Consider the following 17,553-nt stretch of genomic DNA (forward strand, 5'->3'; position numbering starts at 1 on the left):
GAAGGGCTAACCGCTGGAGCTGGACATGTAGAAAAGCGGAAGGCGCTTTTCTAGGAATAACTAATAATTTATACATATGAATAGAAAATTACTGTAGAGGATGTTTTGCATGTCTTTTGATGGTTTATTTACAAGGGCGATGACAAAGGAATTGTCAGAGTCATTAACAGGCGGAAGAATCAACAAGGTTCATCAGCCATATAAAAATGAAATTATATTATTGATCAGAGCGGGCGGAAAAAATCATAAACTCCTGCTTTCAGCACACCCAAGCTATGCACGCGTTCAGCTCACGAATGAAGCATACGATAACCCTTCCACTCCCCCAATGTTTTGCATGCTGCTGCGCAAGCATCTGGAAGGATACATTTTAGAAAATATTCACCAAGTTGAACTGGACCGGATTATTATTTTTGAGGTTAAAGGAAGAAACGAAATCGGCGATGTCTCAAGCAAACAGCTGATTGTAGAAATTATGGGACGCCACAGCAATATTACGCTTGTTGATAAGGAACGGAACATGATCTTAGACAGCATCAAGCATGTATCCTTTGCCATCAATAGCCACCGTGCCCTTTTGCCTGGACAGGAATACAAACTTCCGCCTGCACAGCATAAAGCAAATCCCTTTGCTGCAGATGAAGATGATATTTTAAGAAAAATTGATTTTAACAGCGGAAAAATCGATAAACAGCTTGTTTCAGCCTTCAGCGGCCTGTCACCTTTGCTTGCTAAAGAAGCATTATTTCATGCAGGACTTGCAAACCGGACGACCATACCAAAAGCTTTCATAACACTTATGAAAAAGGTGGAAGAACACGCCTATTCACCTGCTATTACCGTAAATGAAAACAAAGAAAGCTTCTATTTGTTTCCGCTCGAACATGCCAACGGCAAATCTTATTCATACCCATCTTTAAGTGCAATGCTTGACCGTTTTTATTTCGGCAAAGCGGAGCGCGACCGGGTAAAACAGCAATCAAGCGATCTGGAACGTTTTATGCAGACGGAAAAAGAGAAAAACGAGAAGAAAATTAAGAAGTTAGAACGCACATTAACAGAAGCTGCAAACGCAGATCAGCATCAGCTTTTTGGAGAGCTCATAACCGCAAACATGTACAGTATCGCAAAAGGCATGAAAAGCGTTGAAGTGATCAATTATTATGACGAAAACGGCGCAACCGCTGAGATTCCGCTCGATCCTAAAAAAACGCCTTCTGAAAATGCGCAAAGCTATTTTAAGAGGTACACGAAAGCGAAAAACTCCATTGCTATCGTGCATGAACAGATTGACAAAGCAAAGGAAGAAACAGCATATTTTGATAGCCTGCTGCAGCAAATCCAAACAGCCTCCCCAAGGGATATCGAAGAAATACGGGAAGAGCTGATGGAAGAAGGCTATATCAAGCAAAAACAAAAACGAAACGGCAAGAAACAGCAAAATGTCAAACCAACCCTAGATACATACACAGCTGGGGATGGAACAGAAATACTGGTTGGCAAAAACAACAAACAAAATGACTACTTAACGAACAAACTTGCTGGCCGCGATGAAATCTGGCTTCATACAAAGGATATCCCTGGTTCACACGTCGTCATCCGCACCAAAGAGCCTAGTGACGAAACGATCCTTGAAGCGGCTGTCCTTGCTGCATACTTCAGCAAAGCCCGCAGCTCCAGCTCTGTTCCAGTTGATTACACACGGGTTCGCCATGTAAAAAAACCAAATGGAGCTAAACCAGGTTACGTGATCTATGAACAGCAGCAGACTGTTTATGTGACACCTAGTGAGGATGAGGTTTTGCGGTTGAAAAAATGATTAGGGGTGTCGTGTGAAATAGAGTTTGGGTAGGCAATTCTTGAAAAACGTTTATTAATTTGGTTCGAGAATTAGAATCCAAGAGTCATTCCTGATATGGTCTCAACCATGAAAATTCAGGAATTAGAATCCAAGAGTCATTCCTGAAACGGTTTCTACCATAGAAGTTCGGGAATTAGAATCCAAGACTCATTCCTAAAACGGACACAACCATGGAAATTCAGGAATTAGAATCTAAGAGTCATTCCTGATATGGTCTCAACCATAGAAGTTCGGGAATTAGAATCCAAGAGTCATTCCTAAAACGGTCTCAACCATGGAAGTTCGGGAATTAGAATCCAAGACTCATTCCTGAAACGGCCTCAACAATGGAAGTTCGGGAATTAGAATCCAAGAGTCATTCTTGAAACGGCCTCAACCATGGAAATTCAGGAATTAGAATCTAAGAGTCATTCCTGAAACGGCCTCTACCATGGAAGTTCGGGAATTAGAATCCAAGAGTCATTCCTGAAACGGCCTCTACCATGGAAGTTCGGGAATTAAAATACAAGACTCTTTCTCGAAACCCTCCCCTTAGTGTTTCATCCAAGCATATTTATAAAAGTTAATGAAACGATAAACAAACCGTCATGTGGATTAACATGACGGTTTTTCTGTTTTTTACGAGTTGTGATGACCATTTATTTTACCTATCCCTTCCCTTTTAAAGGAAAATGATAAATTGCCAAGAAAATATATATAATTCATTCACTATAAGCTTAGTAAAAATTCTTGTAACTTTTCGATAGGCTCAAACGAGTTATTAGTGTAGAGAAAAAAAGAAAGGGGGAAAATCATTTGCCTGATCAGGAAAATTTAGAACAGATGATTCATCAACTTTATAATCGTCATTATCTGGAAGTATATCGATTCCTAATCTGTTTTTCTGGCAATCAAAATGATGCAGAGGACTTAACTCAAGAAGTATTTATGCGTGTCTTAAACAATTCTTCTACTATACCAAGCTTAATTAACGTGAAAACATGGATCTTCTCAATTGCCAAACACGTTGCTGTTGACCACTATCGAAAAAAAAGATTTTCATCCCTTTTCACTGATGGGTTTTTCAAACAATTTAGATCTCTTGAAAAAGAACCAAATGAAATAGTTGAACAAAACGAATTAAAAAAACTGGTACACACTGCCATTTCAAGGTTAAAGCCCCATTATAGAGCGGTAGTCATTTTAAGAGGAATCAATGAATTTTCAATTAAGGAAACCTCTTTCATCCTTCAATGCAGTGAGTCAAAGGTGAAGGTAGACTATCATAGAGCCATAAAAGAACTAAGAAAGAAGTTAGACATGAAATCTGTGGAGGTGATCGAAAATGCAAACGGATAAGGATATTTTTAATCTAATAAAAGAAACCTACCCACAAGAACCTAGGGAAGAATTTGTTGAGTCCACTTCAAATAAATTAAAACAACGGGCACGAAAATTAAACAGAAAGAAAAAAATCAAACGATTTCCTATAGTCTCAGCCAGCATTGCTATTTGTACACTTGCTTTATCGTGGTTTTTCTTTTATGGAGAAACAAATCTATTTACCAGTTACCTTACCTCTTTAGGAAGAGAAGAAAAACCTCAGTCAATCGTTAACCATCAAGACCCGCTAGTATTTATTTATCACTCACACAATACAGAGTCATTTTTTTCAGAAGCAAAAACGGATGACTCCAATCAGGCATTCCATGAAGATAGAAATATTTCATTAGTTGGAGAGAGACTTCGCCAATCATTGTTAAACAAGGGAGTTAACTCAATCCTTGATAAAACGGATATAATGGGGATTTTAGAAGAAAAAGGCTTGCCGTTTAGCCAAAGTTATACCATTTCAAGAGATCCTTTAAATGCTGCTCTTGAAAAAAACCAGAGCATTAAGATGGTATTTGACATACACAGAGATTCAGCAAAAAGAATTGATACCACCGTCACATTAAACGGTAAAGACTATCCTCGGACTGCCTTTGTTGTTTCTCAATCAAGTGACTTTTTTGAAGAGAATTTAGAATTTGCAGAACTCCTTCACAGTAAAATAGAAGAAAAATATCCCACTTTGTCAAGAGGAGTTCTTATAAAAGCCGATACAAGCAAACAGAATACGTATAACCAAGACCTCATTGAACAATCCGTATTGATTGAAATTGGCGGAGTTGGAAACACATTAGAAGAGGAATATAGGACGGTTGATATCCTTGCTGAGGTAATTGAAGATATTTTACGCAATGAACCGTATTAAACAAGTAAGAGCGTCTCTGATTATAAGCAGAGACGCTCTTTTTTTTGGCTATTGGTTTTGTCTATATGTAGATTCATTAATTTTTCTCTTCTTGCCCTCTAGATGATGAAACCAGTGAAAAATAAGCGGAGATTTTACCGTTATTTCCAAAAAATCGAGCTATTTTCGTACAAAATAAGCGGAGATATTCCGGTTATTTAGAATAAAATCGCCTATTTTCACGTTTTTATGTTAGTTAGTCGGAATTCCTCCGTCTATTTTAGCCAAATTTGAGTGATTTTACGATTTAAGCGGAATTCTTCCGCTTATTTATGAGATAAATAATATCCAACCAAAGCAACTGTGTTTGAAGAGAACGTTACATACCAGTTTGCTTAATCACAACTCACTAAACCTATCAATCTCAGCCATCACGTTTTTTAATATATCAATAGATTTCAAGGGTTGACCTTCTATCTCTAAAGCGTGATTCCCATCACCAATCAAACTTAATGTTAGATTATTATTCTTCCTCAATAGTTCAAATCGTTCTTCTATAAAACAAGGATCGCGATCCCCAATAATACAAAGTCCTTCTTGTTCACTATTTACCATGCTATTAAAGACATCATCTCTTTGCAGCAACGGAGTCAGCCAGACTGCTTTTGCATGATGAAATACCGGGTTATGAAGCAGACCGCTTAGTGCAATAGTTCCGATCGATTTCGCCACTATATAAAAATGACTATAATTTTTATCTTTAATGGCATCTTCAATTGAATGGTACACATTTCTTGTAAAATCTTCAGCGTTTAGCTCGGCCATTTCTTCTCTGCTAAATCCATAGTTTATATGCAGTACGTCAAACCCTTTTGAATAAAATATTCCAGTAGTAAAATGCAATAACGGGGCTTGCGTTGTGTAGCCTGCTCCAGGCAAAACAATGACCAAATTAGTTGTTTGTCCTTTTTGTTCTATTAATCTAAAAGGAAACCTTTTATTTTTCACTGTATTTTCACTTCCTAACATGATATTCTGCATCTTCTTTTCTCTTTCTCTCCAAGATTATCTCTAACTCTTTTCTGGATTCAGGATGCAGCACGAGCCTGGTGCTTGGATCTACAGTTGATGGTTTCACTTTTCTTCCCCATCTCCTGGAAAACGAACGCCAGTCACAGACCATTTCAATGAGATATTTCTTAGGCATTGGCAAGGCTGTTTTATTTTGCGGGTCTACAACCCAATATTCAGCATGATGCTTATTTTTATGCTGATGGTGCAGCCAAGCGTATTTCCACTTCATTTCATCTTCCGAATTTTTTAGCATAAGGAAAAAATTCTTTAGGTGAAAATTTAGATAAATCATGAGTTATGCCTTGAATGTATAAACCTTCCTTCCAGCACTCCACTAGCACATTTAATTGGTGATCAAGGGTATACAAGAAATTTTTCCAATAGGCAATGAACATATGATCCTCCCGCTATTTTCTAAATTAATTTTTTCACTCCTTAGTTTCGTTAACTTCCGTTTGAAAATCGAAGTATTAAATCTAGATATTCTCACAAAACAAAAACAACTGATGTACCACACTTCTCTTAGTTTTAGATATAATAGCAACATATCCATTTATTGTAAAGTTATAATTTTCTAGTTATATATAGATGATTCAGTTCTTTAAGTGAAGTAACAGGATAATTGAAGACGAGGACCATTAAATAGGCTGTATAAAATATATTTCTAAAAAGGAAAATTATGTTATTGTTGAATTAACAAAAATCCTCTTAGGGAGGGGCTTTATAATTGAAATTTGTTGATGATTTAGCTGGTGCTATATATGATATTTTTAAATTTTTTATAGGTTCGATTAGCTATTTTCTTACAGGGATGATAATTGTTGCTGTTCTAATGTATTTGATAGTTTGGATATTTGGTTTATTTCAGTAAACACCTTAAATTAGTATCAATAGAGATCTCAATCTTCTTCAACTACAGGGGGAAAGGTTACATGAAGAAGGATATGTGAAGTTTAAAAATAGAATATGAATATGTATTAAAAAAGTAAAGGAGGTTGCATATTTGAGACTTAGACAAATGGCTGTCGTTTTTCTTTTAAGTGAAGATCAAGATGTTTTGTTTCTTCAAAAAAAGTCAAAAGACTCTTTCTTTGCAGGTTTCTTAGTCCCAATAGGCGGACATATTGAAGGTCATGAAATAAATGAACCTCAAGAGGCTTGTTTACGAGAGATTGAGGAAGAAACTGGATTGAAAAGGGAATTAATAGAAAATCTAAAACTTAGATATATCGTACATAGAATAAAGGAAGATCAAGAAATTCGATTACAATATATTTTCTTTGGAAATGTATCAAAAATTAATACCTTAATTGAGAGTGATGAAGGTTCATTAGCATGGGTAGGCTATAACGATATTTTAAGGAAAAATGTCTCAGCCACTACTATTGAAATAGTTAAACACTACAAGGAAATAGGCAAATCTACTGAAAATGTGTATGTAGGTTCAATGAGGTCACTAAAAGGAAATCCTACTATTACTTGGGGACTTTTAGAGGATTGGGAAAAGTAATTCTTCTGATAAAATAGTTTTTATTATATGTGAAAATAAAGGTTATGAAGTATTGCACTTAACCAAACAGGTGCTTAAGGTTAAGAACGCCTACCAATCCAGGCGACTTTACTTAAGAGAGGAACGGTAATATGAGTGTGCTCTTTAGAGTTGAATTGTATATAAGGGATATTGAAAAATCTATAAGCTTTTATCAAAATATCATTGGATTAGAACTCTATGGAAGAAGCGAACGTTCTGCCCGCTTCAATTATGATTGTTTTTCATTATTACTTACCTCTGAAACCATTTTAGCTGATGATCATTATTTTAATAAAGGTGTAAAGGGAGATATGAGAGGAAAAGGGTTTGAATTCATTATTGTTGTTGAAGAATTAGAATCAGTTTATCAACGGTGTATGGATTACAATTACCCAATTGAAGTTGAGATAGAAAAATATCCTTGGGAAATGAGAGGGTTTAAAATTGCCGATCCGGATGGGTATTTTTTAAGGATTACATCCAAATGAGAATTTTGAAGAAATGTACTTAGGGTTGTCATATAATGCAGCTTTTCTTATGTAACAAACGGGCAAGCTTTATAGAATGAGATAAAAAAGTATTTTTTATAGGTGGGAACAATATGACGAAACCAATTGTTAATCTTAGTTATTATAATCTTAATTGGGAAACACAATTTGAATATGAGAAGAAAAGAATTGTTGATGTTTTAGGAGATAATGTTGTTGGGATTGAACATATAGGAAGCACTTCTATAAAGGGATTAGAAGCGAAAGCAATAATTGATATTATTGTAGGAGTACATTATTTAGATGAAGTATCCAACTTTGTTATTCCTCTAAGTAAAATTGAATATGAATATGTTGATAAACCTGAGTTTAAAGAAAGAAGGTTTTTTAGGAAGGAAGTATGGGGACAAGGCACTTGTCATTTGCATATATGTGAAATTAACAGTAGTGAGTGGATTGAAAAAATATTGTTTCGAGATTATCTTAGGTTACACCCCCATGCAGCTAAAGAATATGCTTCATTAAAAAAAGAACTTGCTTCTAAATATAAGTTCGATAGACCAACATATACAAAGAAAAAAGAACCGTTTATTAAAACTATTATCGAAAAAGCTATAAAGGAAATGTAAATTAAATAAAGATCGCTTATTAAAACTAACACTTGCTACAGTTAAACAACCCCCTTATCTCAAAGAAGAAGAAAAGCTTGAGGCTTCTAAGTTCCCTCAAGCTTTTAGTATACAATTGTATTGTTATTTACCTTGTTATGTGCCCTTCAAAATCGCAAGTTATTTATGGTGCCTTTTTAGATTCCCACGTTATCAGAACTGCTTAACAAGCATTAACTTTCTTATGACTGAACAGCCTTCCCCCAAGCTTCCGGGTCTTTTCTCCATTGTGCCAGGCTGTTCACATCTTTTTCTTCAATATGACCTTTTGCCTCGGCCAATTCTGCTAGTGTTTCAAAATCACTTAATGCATGGGCAGTTACGCCAGCAGCACCCAGCTTTTCTGTGCCAGCTGTCAGTCCATATGTAAAGATTGCAGCAACACCAAGCACTTCAAGTCCTTCTTCGCGCAATGCTTCGACAGCCGTAATTGCACTGCCTCCAGTTGAAATTAAGTCTTCAACCACAACGACCTTTTGGCCGGCTGTCGCTTTGCCTTCAATTTGTTTGCCTTTACCATGTCCTTTTGCCTTTGAGCGCACATAACACATTGGCAAATCCATCAGGTCACTTACCCAGGCAGCGTGCGGGATGCCTGCTGTTGCTGTGCCTGCGATTAATTCCGCTTCTGGGAATTGTTCTTCAATGATTTGTTTCAAGCCGGCTGCAATTTGTTTGCGCACTGCTGGATAAGATAATGTTAAACGGTTATCACAGTAAATCGGCGAGCGCAGTCCAGAAGACCAAGTAAATGGGTCGTTTGGACTTAGAGCAACGGCCCCAATATCCAGTAAGCTTTGCGCAATTTCTTTTTTCATTGTAGTACGCCCTCCCATTGTGATTTCATTTGTTTATATTTTTCAAGCGGATTAGGATCGTTCGTGATCGATCTGCCAACAACGATCGCTGAAGCACCAGCTTCTTTTGCAAATGCAGGGGTAGCGATTCTTTTTTGATCACCCTGTTCATCAGCTGCGGTGCGGATACCAGGAGTTACGGTTAAGAATTCACTTCCGAGCAGCTTTTTAATTTCCTCTGATTCAAATGCCGAGCATACGACTCCATCTAAGCCTGCTTCTTTCGTAAGGCTTGCATATTGTAAGACAGATTCTTTCAAGGTGGCTGAAATAAGCTGCTCTTTTTGCATTTGTTCTTCAGATGTACTTGTCAGCTGGGTAACTCCAATTAAGTGTGGACGTTTTTGGCCAGATAACGTACCTGCCTCTAAACCAGCAAGTGCTCTCTCCATCATTTCCTTCCCGCCGGCAGCATGAACATTCACTAGATCGATCTGCAGACGAGCAAGGCGTTCCATCGCTTTTCCTACTGTGTTCGGAATATCATGAAGCTTTAAATCCAGGAAAATCTGGTGACCTTTTTCTTTTAATTCCTGAACAATCCTCGGCCCTTCCTGATAAAAAAGCTCCATCCCTACTTTTAAAAACAGCTGTTCATCGTTGAACTTTGAAAGAAAACTATTCACTTCTTCTTTTCCTGTAAAATCAAGCGCGATGATAAGCGAGTTTTTCATGTTTGCCCCAGCTCCTTCCTGTACATTCTGAAATATGATCAAATCCTAATTCCTGCAACAATACTGGAAGTTCTTCAATGATCTTTGGACATACAAATGGATCGACAAAGTTGGCTGTTCCAACGGCTACTGCACTTGCACCTGCATAAAAGTATTCCATCACATCTTCAGCACTCTGTACTCCGCCCATGCCGATGATTGGCAGTGATACATGCTGGCTCACATCATGAATCATTCGAATCGCAACTGGTTTAATAGCTGGACCTGATAATCCTCCTGATTTATTGGCAAGAATCGGCTGAGCTGTTTTCAGATCAAGACGCATGCCCAATAAAGTGTTGATCATCGTTAATCCGTCAGCACCGCCGTCTTCAACTGCTTTCGCCATCTCCACAATGTTCGTCACATTAGGGGAAAGTTTGACGTAAACAGGGACTTCCGAAACTTCCTTCACCTTTTTTGTTAAGTTTTTCGCCACCTCTGGGATCGTACCAAAGGCAATGCCGCCTGTTTTCACATTTGGACAAGATATATTTAATTCGAGGGCATGCACATTTTTCGCCTTCGATATTTCTTTTGCAACTTCTACATAATCCTCCTCCAGCGAACCAGCAACATTAGCAATAATCGGAACATCAAACTGTTCAAGCCAAGTCAGTTCTTCATTCAGCACTCTATCCAATCCCGGATTTTGCAGTCCGATCGCGTTGAGCATGCCTGCTGTTGTTTCTGCTACACGAGGAGTTGGATTGCCAAAACGCGGTTCAAGGGTTGTTGCTTTGATCATGATCGCACCAAGCTGATTTAAATCATATAACCCGCTGTATTCTCTGCCAAAACCAAAGCAGCCGGATGCAGGCATGATCGGATTTTTCAAGAAAAGACCTGGCAAGCTGATTTCTAATGACTTCATAGAACAACCTCCCCTGCTTTAAAGACGGGACCGTCACTGCAGACTTTTTTATATGTGTAGCCAGTTGGATCATCTGCTGTATGGCAAACGCAAGCAAAGCAAGCGCCAATGCCGCAGCCCATCCGCTCCTCAAGTGATAAGTAAACCTTTTTATTTTTTCCATAAGAAGTTTCCAGAGCTCTTAGCATCGGAGTTGGTCCGCAAGCGTATAGGATATCAAATTTTACACCCTCGTTTGCTATAACATCTGTAACAAATCCGGCTGTTCCATAGCTTCCATCAGCCGTTGCAATATAGGTTTCACCCAAACTATTAAAATACTCTTCATAGAAAACTGCTTCTTTATTTTGAAAGCCTAAAATATGTGTGACAGTGAAGCCGGCAGCTGTAAGACGCTTTGAAAGTTCATAAAGCGGAGGAACACCAATACCGCCGCCAACCAGCAGAACAGTATCTCCTTGCTCACTCGCCTCGACTGGAAAACCGTTCCCTAGTGGGCCCAGTACATCTACAAAATCTCCTGAACTACTTTCAGATAAAAGCTTCGTTCCTTTGCCTTCTGCACGGTAAATCATTGTAAATTCACTAGTGTCCTTGCTGATGCTTGAAATACTGATCGGTCTTCTTAACAGTGGGCCGAATTCTCCGCCTGTTTTCAAATGAACAAATTGACCTGGTTCGTTCATTTCGCGGACAAGCTCACCACTAAGGGTGAGCTCATAAATATCTTTTGCTATTTGAGATTGGCTGACAACCGTGCATAGCTCCTGTTTGATCATACGAGCACTGCCTCCTGTCCTGCCTCTGGATGACTCATTGCTTCTGCAGAAAAGTTCATTGATTCAATTACTTGTAAAATCGCTGAAGCTGTATCAAGTGAAGTTAAGCATGGTACCCCATTTTCAACTGACTCGCGGCGGATTCGGAAGCCATCACGCTGCGGCTGCTTTCCTTTTGTCAGCGTGTTAATGACAATTTGCGCTCCGCCATTCCGGATGGCATCGAGCAGGTTCGGACCTTCAGAACCAATTTTGTCTGTTACATCAACTGGGATGCCGTTTGCTTCTAACACTTCAGCTGTTCCGCTTGTCGCCATGATTCTATAGCCGATTGAAACAAATCTTTTCGCAAGCTGAAGTGCCTCTTCCTTATCTTTGTCTGCAACTGTCATTAACACTGTACCAAACTTATGAATGTTCATACCGGAAGCAACAAGGCCTTTATACAATGCTTTTTCAAGTGTTGTATCTTTACCCATTACCTCTCCGGTTGATTTCATTTCAGGTCCGAGTGTAATGTCTACACGTCTTAATTTTGCAAAAGAGAAGACCGGAACCTTTACATATACGCCTGAACGTTCTGGTACAAGTCCAGTTGAATAGCCTAGTTCTTTTAATGATTCTCCCAGAATGACTTTTGTTGCTAGATTGGCCATTGGCACATTTGTTATTTTGCTTAAGAATGGAACCGTCCGGCTTGAACGCGGATTGACTTCAAGCACATAGACCTCTTCTTTTGCGACAACATATTGAATGTTTAACAGTCCAACAATGCCTAATCCCTTTGCAAGCTTTTCTGTATAAGTGATTAGTTTTTCTTTCACAGCTGCAGAGATATTTTGCGGCGGGTACACAGCAATGGAGTCGCCTGAGTGCACACCGGCTCTTTCGATATGCTCCATAATTCCAGGGATTACTACTGTTTCACCATCACAAATCGCATCCACTTCGATTTCTTTGCCTGTTAAGTAGCGGTCGATTAACACAGGATGCTCGGGATTTACTTTTACCGCGTTTTTCATGTAGTGCAATAATTCTTCTTCTTTATAAACGATCTCCATTGCTCTTCCGCCGAGAACGTACGATGGTCTTACAAGCACTGGATAGCCAATTTCAGAAGCGATCAGAACCGCTTGCTCAACCGACTTTGCTGTTTTTCCTTTTGGCTGCGGAATTTGCAGCTCTGTTAAGGCTTGTTCGAACTTGTCGCGGTTCTCTGCACGATCCATATTTTCAAGAGTTGTACCTAAGATTTTCACGCCTCTTGCCACTAATTGATCGGCAAGGTTAATGGCTGTCTGACCGCCGAATTGAACGACTACACCTTCTGGCTGTTCAAGATCAATAATGTGCATGACATCTTCAATCGTCAACGGCTCAAAATATAGCTTATCTGAAATACTGAAATCAGTTGAAACCGTTTCTGGGTTGTTGTTGATGATAATCGCTTCATAACCTGCTTGTTTAATCGCCCATACAGCATGAACGGTTGAATAATCAAACTCGATTCCCTGCCCGATGCGGATTGGACCAGATCCTAAGACAATGACACTCTTTTTCTCTGTTACAATCGATTCGTTCTCTTCTTCATATGTGCCGTAGTAATATGGTGTTTCTGATTCGAATTCAGCAGCACATGTATCAACCATTTTGTATACCGGCATTAAATCCTGTTCTTTTCTCCACTCGTAAACATCAAGTTCCGTGCTATTCCACAGCTTCGCGATCACTGAATCGGCAAAGCCCATTTCCTTCGCTTTTTTCGCAGTATCATACTGGAATGGATGATCCTTTACTTGTTGTTCAAAAGCAATGATTTTTGAAAATTTATGCAGGAAGAACAGATCAATTTCACACCACTCATGAATGGTTTCAATTGTGATTCCGCGTTTTAATGCTTCACCGATATAAAATAAGCGCTCGTCACCAGCTTTTCTAATCCGTTTTTCTAAAAGGGCATCATCAATGCTGTCTGCATCATTTAGAGCGAGATGAAATACATTGGCCTCTAGTGAGCGAATCGCTTTTAGCAGGGATTCCTCAAACGTGCGGCCGATTGCCATAACCTCTCCTGTTGCTTTCATTTGCGTTCCCAGTGTGCGGTTGGCCGATTCAAATTTATCAAATGGCCAGCGTGGAATCTTTGAAACCACATAATCTAATGCTGGCTCAAAGCTTGCATATGTTTTTCCTGTAACAGGATTCATCATTTCATCCAGTGTCAGTCCAACAGCAATTTTTGCAGCAAGCTTTGCAATTGGATAGCCTGTAGCTTTTGAAGCAAGTGCAGATGAACGGCTTACCCTTGGATTTACTTCAATGATGTAATAATTGAAGCTGTAAGGATCTAGGGCAAGCTGCACATTACAGCCACCTTCAATCTCAAGCGCACGAATGATTTTTAAAGACGTATTGCGCAGGAGCTGATATTCTCTATCACTTAAAGTTTGGCTTGGTGCAACAACGATTGAGTCGCCTGTATGAACACCGACTGGATCAATGTTTTCCATATTACATACGACAATTGCATTATCATTTGAGTCGCGCATTACTTCATATTCAATTTCCTTGTAGCCAGCAATACTTTTTTCAAGCAAACACTGTGTTACAGGACTATTTTTTAAACCGCTTGTAACAATTTCAATCAGTTCTTCTTCATCCTGACAAATTCCGCCGCCAGTGCCGCCTAATGTATAGGCTGGGCGGACAATAACAGGGTATCCGACACGCTCGACAAATGTATAAGCTTCTTCGAGATTGTGAATAATATCGCTCTCTGGGACAGGCTCTCCCAGTTCATGCATTAAGTTTCTGAAAAGGTCACGGTCCTCTGCTTTTTCAATTGCTGTAAGCTTTGTACCGAGAATTTCAACGCCACACTCTTCCAGCACGCCGGATTTTGATAATTCGACTGCTAAATTGAGTCCTGTCTGTCCGCCTAAAGTCGGCACAAGTGCATCTGGTCTTTCTTTGCGGATAATTCGGCTTACAAATTCAAGCGTAAGCGGTTCGATATAAACGGCATCTGCTATTTCTGTGTCTGTCATGATTGTAGCAGGATTGGAGTTTACTAGAATAACTTTGTAGCCTTCTTCTTTTAAGGCAATACATGCTTGTGTTCCTGCATAATCAAATTCTGCAGCCTGGCCGATTACGATCGGGCCTGATCCGATGACGAGAATGCTTTTTATATCTGTACGCTTTGTCATTTGTTTACACCTTCCAATTTGTCAGATTCAATCATTGCTAGAAATTGTTCAAAAAGTCCATTTGCATCTTCTGGTCCTGGTGAAGCTTCTGGATGGTACTGGACCGTAAATGCCGGATAATCTTTATGTTTTAACCCTTCGATCGTACGATCATTTAAGGCAATATGTGTCACTTCTAATCTTGTATTCTCTAAAGAGGTCTCGTTCACTGTATAACCGTGGTTTTGAGAAGTCAGTGCCACCTTGCCTGTCGCTAAATCTTTTACCGGATGATTGGAGCCGCGGTGTCCGAACTTCATTTTCTCTGTATTCGCTCCACAGGAAAGGGCAAATAATTGATGTCCAAGACAGATGCCAAACAATGGAACCTTGCCAAGCAAACCTTGGATCATACTGATTGCTTCCGGAACATCCTTTGGATCTCCAGGTCCGTTAGAAAGCATGACACCATCAGGGCTAAGATTTAAGATTTCCTCAGCTGTAGTATGGTACGGAACAACAATCACATCACAGCCTCTGTTGTTCAATTCACGCAAAATGCCGTGCTTCATTCCGTAATCCACCAGCACAACTCTTCTGCCGCGGCCAGGACTTGGATAAGCTGTTTTGGTAGAAACCTGCTTCACTTGGTCTGTTCTTAGTGAAGTGGAGCGGAGCTTTTCGATCACATCTTCTGGATTTTCTTCTATTCTGCAGATAATTCCTTTTAATGTGCCGTATTTGCGGATGATTCTTGTCAGTTTTCTCGTATCAATTCCTGAAATGCCAGGAATATTGCGCAGCTTTAGAAAATCGTCCAGTGAGCGTTCATTCCGCCAGTTGGATGGGAAGTCAGCTGCTTCCTTGACGATTAACCCGTTGATTGCAGGGTTAATGCTTTCAAAATCATCGCGGTTAATGCCATAGTTTCCGATTAAAGGATATGTTAAGGTTACAATCTGGCCACAGTAAGATGGGTCCGAGAGTATTTCCTGATAGCCTGTCATTCCAGTATTAAAAACGACCTCTCCGCTAAGCATTCGTTCTCCGCCAAAGCCTTCTCCGATAAAAATCGTTCCATCCTCTAAGATTAGTTGTCTTTTCATGATGTCACACGCTCTCTTTCCCATACAATTTTTCCTTCTGAAATCGTCATCGCTGGATAGCCCGTGCATTCCCAGCCAGAAAATGGTGTGTTTCTTCCTTTTGATAAAAAGGTTTCAGGATTGATCTCTTCAGTTTGTTCTAAATCCAGCAATACAAGATCTGCTGCTGCTCCAGCTTCTAGCGTGCCAGATGCTAACCCAAAGGTTTCAGCTGGTTTTTTCGTTAGAAAATCAATCAGCTGCTGTAAGGATAGAATTCCTTTTTGAACTAAGTGTGTATATAGAAGCGGGAACGCTGTTTCCAAGCCTACGATACCAAATGGTGCTAATTGCATGCTTTCAGCTTTTTCCTCGCTTGTATGCGGGGCATGGTCTGTTGCGATAAAATCAATCGTGCCGTCCAAAAGCCCTTCAATAAGTGCCTGACGGTCTTCTGCTCCCCTTAGCGGCGGATTCATTTTATAATTTGTATCCAGTGATGGAATATCTTCATCACACAGAAGAAGATGATGAGGAGTTACCTCCGCTGTTACTTTAATGCCTGCCCGCTTTGCATCTCTGACTACTCGGACAGACTCTTTTGTACTGATATGACAAACATGATAATGACAATCCGCTGCTTCAGCGAGCAGAACGTCTCTTGCAATATGTACGGATTCACACACAGAAGGAATGCCATTTAATCCATTTTTTTCAGAAAAAATCCCTTCGTGGACAGATCCTTTATTAATTAAGGTATTTTCTTCGCAATGAGCCACAATCGCCATGTTGACTGCAGCTGCCTTTTTCATTGCTTCTAACATCATTCCGGCAGTTTGAACACCAACACCATCATCTGTAAAAGCAAATGCTCCAGCTTCCTTCAGTGCTTGGAAATCGGTTAATTCCTTTCCGGCTTCTCTTATTGTTATCGATGCATACGGCAGCACCTTCACGGCAGCACTTTCAGCAATTCTTTTTTGCATCCATTCCATTTGTTCCTTGCTGTCTGGCACCGGACGCGTATTTGGCATAGCTGCTACAGTTGTAAAACCGCCTCTAGCAGCAGCGTTCGTTCCTGTTTCAATCGTTTCTTTATGCTCACCGCCAGGCTCGCGCAAGTGGATATGCAAATCAATAAAACCTGGGGATAGGACTAGGCCGCTTGCTTCAATCGTTTGCTCGGCTTCGCTCTTGATCTCTTTTGCGATTTCGGCAATCTTTCCATCTCTGATCAGCACATCTGACTGCTCGCGCTCTCCTTCTTTAGTTAGCAACTGTGCATGTTTGATTAGAATTGACATAGTTTGCACTTCCTTTCCCATTTTCAATTGATCTTTTTAAAACAGCCATTCGGATGTATACACCGTTTTTCATTTGCTTAAAGATTCTTGAGCGTTCACATTCTACTAAAGAATCTGCAATCTCAACGTCGCGATTGACGGGTGCTGGATGCATAATGATGCTTCCTTTTTTCATGCGCTTCTCGCGCTCGACCGTTAATCCATATGCATAATGATAGTCTTCTGCTGTCATACCTGTTTGATCAGCATGTCTTTCGTGCTGAATTCTCAGCAGCATGACTACATCTGCCGTTGCGATTGCCTCATCAATATTTTCGTAGCTGCACTCTTTCATCATCTCTTCATCAAACCAAAACTCCGGTCCGGAAAAAACCACTTCTGCTCCTAATCTGGTTAAGCTTTCTGCATTTGATCTTGCCACTCGGCTATGACGGATGTCACCGATAATTGCTACCTTTAGACCAGCAAATCCACCGAATTCTTGCTTAATAGTCAAGAGATCCAGCAATGATTGTGTAGGGTGATGCCCGCAGCCGTCGCCGCCATTTAAAATCGCTACATCCGTTTTACCTGTTAATTGATCAAAATAGCGATCTTCTTGATGGCGGATGACGACGGCATTGACGCCGATCGCTTCTAAGGTTTTCACGGTATCATATAGTGACTCACCTTTTGACACACTCGAAGTGCTTACTTCAAAGGGTATGATATCAAGGCCTAGCCTGCGTTCTGCTACTTCAAAACTGCATTTTGTTCTTGTGCTATTTTCAAAAAACAAATTTGCCACAAAGGTTTTATTGGCAGGTGTCCATGTTCCCCCCTCAATAAAGTGCTGGGCGTCAGCTAAAATGATTTCGATCTCATGATTTGAAAGTTCCGTCATGGTCAGCAAATGATTTTCCATGGGTATAACCCC

Annotated in this window: 18 protein-coding genes; 7 read left to right on the forward strand and 11 right to left on the reverse strand. The window is 39.8% G+C overall.

The features are described 5' to 3' along the window. Positions 1–109: 109 nt before the first annotated feature. The 3 genes from A6754_RS13940 (at position 110) to spoIIP (ending at position 4,097) form a co-directional block, all read left to right on the forward strand. Positions 110–1,819, forward strand: a complete 1,710-nt coding sequence (locus A6754_RS13940) for an Rqc2 family fibronectin-binding protein (RefSeq protein WP_066446773.1) — start codon at positions 110–112, stop codon at positions 1,817–1,819. An 837-nt stretch (positions 1,820–2,656) separates the two neighbouring features. After that, the gene (locus A6754_RS13945) at positions 2,657–3,199 is read left to right on the forward strand and encodes an RNA polymerase sigma factor (RefSeq protein ID WP_156495802.1); all 543 of its coding nucleotides are present in this window, start codon (positions 2,657–2,659) and stop codon (positions 3,197–3,199) included. Next, the gene (spoIIP, locus tag A6754_RS13950) at positions 3,186–4,097 is read left to right on the forward strand and encodes a stage II sporulation protein P (protein WP_066446774.1); all 912 of its coding nucleotides are present in this window, start codon (positions 3,186–3,188) and stop codon (positions 4,095–4,097) included. The genes A6754_RS13945 and spoIIP overlap by 14 nt, the downstream gene beginning before the upstream one ends. 378 nt (positions 4,098–4,475) lie before the next feature. On the opposite strand, the gene A6754_RS13955 is transcribed toward spoIIP, so the two are convergent. Genes A6754_RS13955 through A6754_RS23220 form a run of 3 tightly spaced genes read right to left on the reverse strand, consistent with a single transcriptional unit; the run spans position 4,476 to position 5,545 of the window. Further along, on the reverse strand, positions 4,476–5,117 hold the full coding sequence (locus A6754_RS13955; RefSeq protein WP_257297853.1) for an alpha/beta hydrolase: 642 nt from the start codon (positions 5,115–5,117) through the stop codon (positions 4,476–4,478). Further along, positions 5,092–5,403 carry a DUF5662 family protein gene (locus A6754_RS13960; RefSeq protein WP_257297854.1) on the reverse strand — a complete coding sequence of 104 codons (312 nt, stop codon included), beginning with the start codon at positions 5,401–5,403 and terminating at the stop codon, positions 5,092–5,094. The genes A6754_RS13955 and A6754_RS13960 overlap by 26 nt, the downstream gene beginning before the upstream one ends. Continuing rightward, entirely contained in the window at positions 5,381–5,545 is a 165-nt protein-coding gene (locus tag A6754_RS23220; protein ID WP_257297856.1) for a DUF5662 family protein, read from the reverse strand. The genes A6754_RS13960 and A6754_RS23220 overlap by 23 nt, the downstream gene beginning before the upstream one ends. 332 nt (positions 5,546–5,877) lie before the next feature. Here A6754_RS23220 and A6754_RS23010 point away from each other — a divergent pair, with 332 nt between their 5' ends. The 4 genes from A6754_RS23010 to A6754_RS13975 all read left to right on the forward strand — a co-directional run bounded on the left by A6754_RS23010 (position 5,878) and on the right by A6754_RS13975 (position 7,798). Beyond that, positions 5,878–6,021, forward strand: a complete 144-nt coding sequence (locus tag A6754_RS23010) for a hypothetical protein (RefSeq protein WP_180320227.1) — start codon at positions 5,878–5,880, stop codon at positions 6,019–6,021. 132 nt (positions 6,022–6,153) lie between these two features. Then, entirely contained in the window at positions 6,154–6,660 is a 507-nt protein-coding gene (locus tag A6754_RS13965; protein ID WP_066446777.1) for an NUDIX domain-containing protein, read from the forward strand. Between the two features lie 131 nt (positions 6,661–6,791). After that, positions 6,792–7,169 carry a VOC family protein gene (locus tag A6754_RS13970; RefSeq protein WP_066446779.1) on the forward strand — a complete coding sequence of 126 codons (378 nt, stop codon included), beginning with the start codon at positions 6,792–6,794 and terminating at the stop codon, positions 7,167–7,169. A gap of 113 nt (positions 7,170–7,282) precedes the next feature. Beyond that, positions 7,283–7,798 (forward strand): GrpB family protein, encoded by a 516-nt coding sequence (locus A6754_RS13975; protein WP_066446781.1) that lies wholly within the window; start codon positions 7,283–7,285, stop codon positions 7,796–7,798. 221 nt (positions 7,799–8,019) lie between these two features. Here A6754_RS13975 and pyrE read toward each other — a convergent pair whose 3' ends face one another. From pyrE to A6754_RS14015, 8 genes are read right to left on the reverse strand one after another with little or no spacing between them, the layout of a single operon-like run. Further along, a complete protein-coding gene (gene pyrE / locus A6754_RS13980) occupies positions 8,020–8,655 on the reverse strand; it encodes an orotate phosphoribosyltransferase (protein ID WP_066446783.1) in 636 nt (211 codons plus the stop codon). Next, complete coding sequence (gene pyrF / locus A6754_RS13985) at positions 8,652–9,368, reverse strand: orotidine-5'-phosphate decarboxylase (protein ID WP_066446786.1); 717 nt, start codon at positions 9,366–9,368, stop codon at positions 8,652–8,654. Before pyrF ends, pyrE begins: the two co-directional genes overlap by 4 nt. Continuing rightward, positions 9,340–10,281: a dihydroorotate dehydrogenase gene (locus A6754_RS13990; RefSeq protein WP_066446788.1), complete on the reverse strand. Its 942-nt coding sequence runs from the start codon at positions 10,279–10,281 to the stop codon at positions 9,340–9,342. The genes pyrF and A6754_RS13990 overlap by 29 nt, the downstream gene beginning before the upstream one ends. Further along, on the reverse strand, positions 10,278–11,060 hold the full coding sequence (locus A6754_RS13995) for a dihydroorotate dehydrogenase electron transfer subunit (protein WP_066446791.1): 783 nt from the start codon (positions 11,058–11,060) through the stop codon (positions 10,278–10,280). The genes A6754_RS13990 and A6754_RS13995 overlap by 4 nt, the downstream gene beginning before the upstream one ends. Next, positions 11,057–14,269, reverse strand: a complete 3,213-nt coding sequence (carB, locus tag A6754_RS14000) for a carbamoyl-phosphate synthase large subunit (protein ID WP_066446794.1) — start codon at positions 14,267–14,269, stop codon at positions 11,057–11,059. Before carB ends, A6754_RS13995 begins: the two co-directional genes overlap by 4 nt. Then, positions 14,266–15,354 (reverse strand): carbamoyl phosphate synthase small subunit, encoded by a 1,089-nt coding sequence (locus tag A6754_RS14005; RefSeq protein ID WP_066451647.1) that lies wholly within the window; start codon positions 15,352–15,354, stop codon positions 14,266–14,268. Before A6754_RS14005 ends, carB begins: the two co-directional genes overlap by 4 nt. Then, on the reverse strand, positions 15,351–16,637 hold the full coding sequence (pyrC, locus tag A6754_RS14010) for a dihydroorotase (protein ID WP_066446796.1): 1,287 nt from the start codon (positions 16,635–16,637) through the stop codon (positions 15,351–15,353). Before pyrC ends, A6754_RS14005 begins: the two co-directional genes overlap by 4 nt. Next, entirely contained in the window at positions 16,600–17,541 is a 942-nt protein-coding gene (locus A6754_RS14015) for an aspartate carbamoyltransferase catalytic subunit (protein ID WP_066446798.1), read from the reverse strand. Before A6754_RS14015 ends, pyrC begins: the two co-directional genes overlap by 38 nt. Between the last annotated feature and the right edge of the window lie 12 nt (positions 17,542–17,553).

The sequence above is a fragment of the Cytobacillus gottheilii genome (assembly GCF_001636345.1).
Taxonomy (GTDB): Bacteria; Bacillota; Bacilli; order Bacillales; family Cytobacillaceae; genus Cytobacillus; species Cytobacillus gottheilii.

Coding starts and splice junctions, on each gene's coding strand:
- A6754_RS13940 (WP_066446773.1), top strand. CDS start 110: ATGTCTTTTGATGGTTTATTTACAAGGGCGATGACAAAGGAATTGTCA.
- spoIIP (WP_066446774.1), top strand. CDS start 3,186: ATGCAAACGGATAAGGATATTTTTAATCTAATAAAAGAAACCTACCCA.
- A6754_RS13955 (WP_257297853.1), bottom strand. CDS start 5,117: ATGCAGAATATCATGTTAGGAAGTGAAAATACAGTGAAAAATAAAAGG.
- A6754_RS13960 (WP_257297854.1), bottom strand. CDS start 5,403: ATGCTAAAAAATTCGGAAGATGAAATGAAGTGGAAATACGCTTGGCTG.
- A6754_RS23220 (WP_257297856.1), bottom strand. CDS start 5,545: ATGTTCATTGCCTATTGGAAAAATTTCTTGTATACCCTTGATCACCAA.
- A6754_RS13970 (WP_066446779.1), top strand. CDS start 6,792: ATGAGTGTGCTCTTTAGAGTTGAATTGTATATAAGGGATATTGAAAAA.
- A6754_RS13975 (WP_066446781.1), top strand. CDS start 7,283: ATGACGAAACCAATTGTTAATCTTAGTTATTATAATCTTAATTGGGAA.
- pyrE (WP_066446783.1), bottom strand. CDS start 8,655: ATGAAAAAAGAAATTGCGCAAAGCTTACTGGATATTGGGGCCGTTGCT.
- pyrF (WP_066446786.1), bottom strand. CDS start 9,368: ATGAAAAACTCGCTTATCATCGCGCTTGATTTTACAGGAAAAGAAGAA.
- A6754_RS13990 (WP_066446788.1), bottom strand. CDS start 10,281: ATGAAGTCATTAGAAATCAGCTTGCCAGGTCTTTTCTTGAAAAATCCG.
- A6754_RS13995 (WP_066446791.1), bottom strand. CDS start 11,060: ATGATCAAACAGGAGCTATGCACGGTTGTCAGCCAATCTCAAATAGCA.
- carB (WP_066446794.1), bottom strand. CDS start 14,269: ATGACAAAGCGTACAGATATAAAAAGCATTCTCGTCATCGGATCAGGC.
- A6754_RS14005 (WP_066451647.1), bottom strand. CDS start 15,354: ATGAAAAGACAACTAATCTTAGAGGATGGAACGATTTTTATCGGAGAA.
- pyrC (WP_066446796.1), bottom strand. CDS start 16,637: ATGTCAATTCTAATCAAACATGCACAGTTGCTAACTAAAGAAGGAGAG.
- A6754_RS14015 (WP_066446798.1), bottom strand. CDS start 17,541: ATGGAAAATCATTTGCTGACCATGACGGAACTTTCAAATCATGAGATC.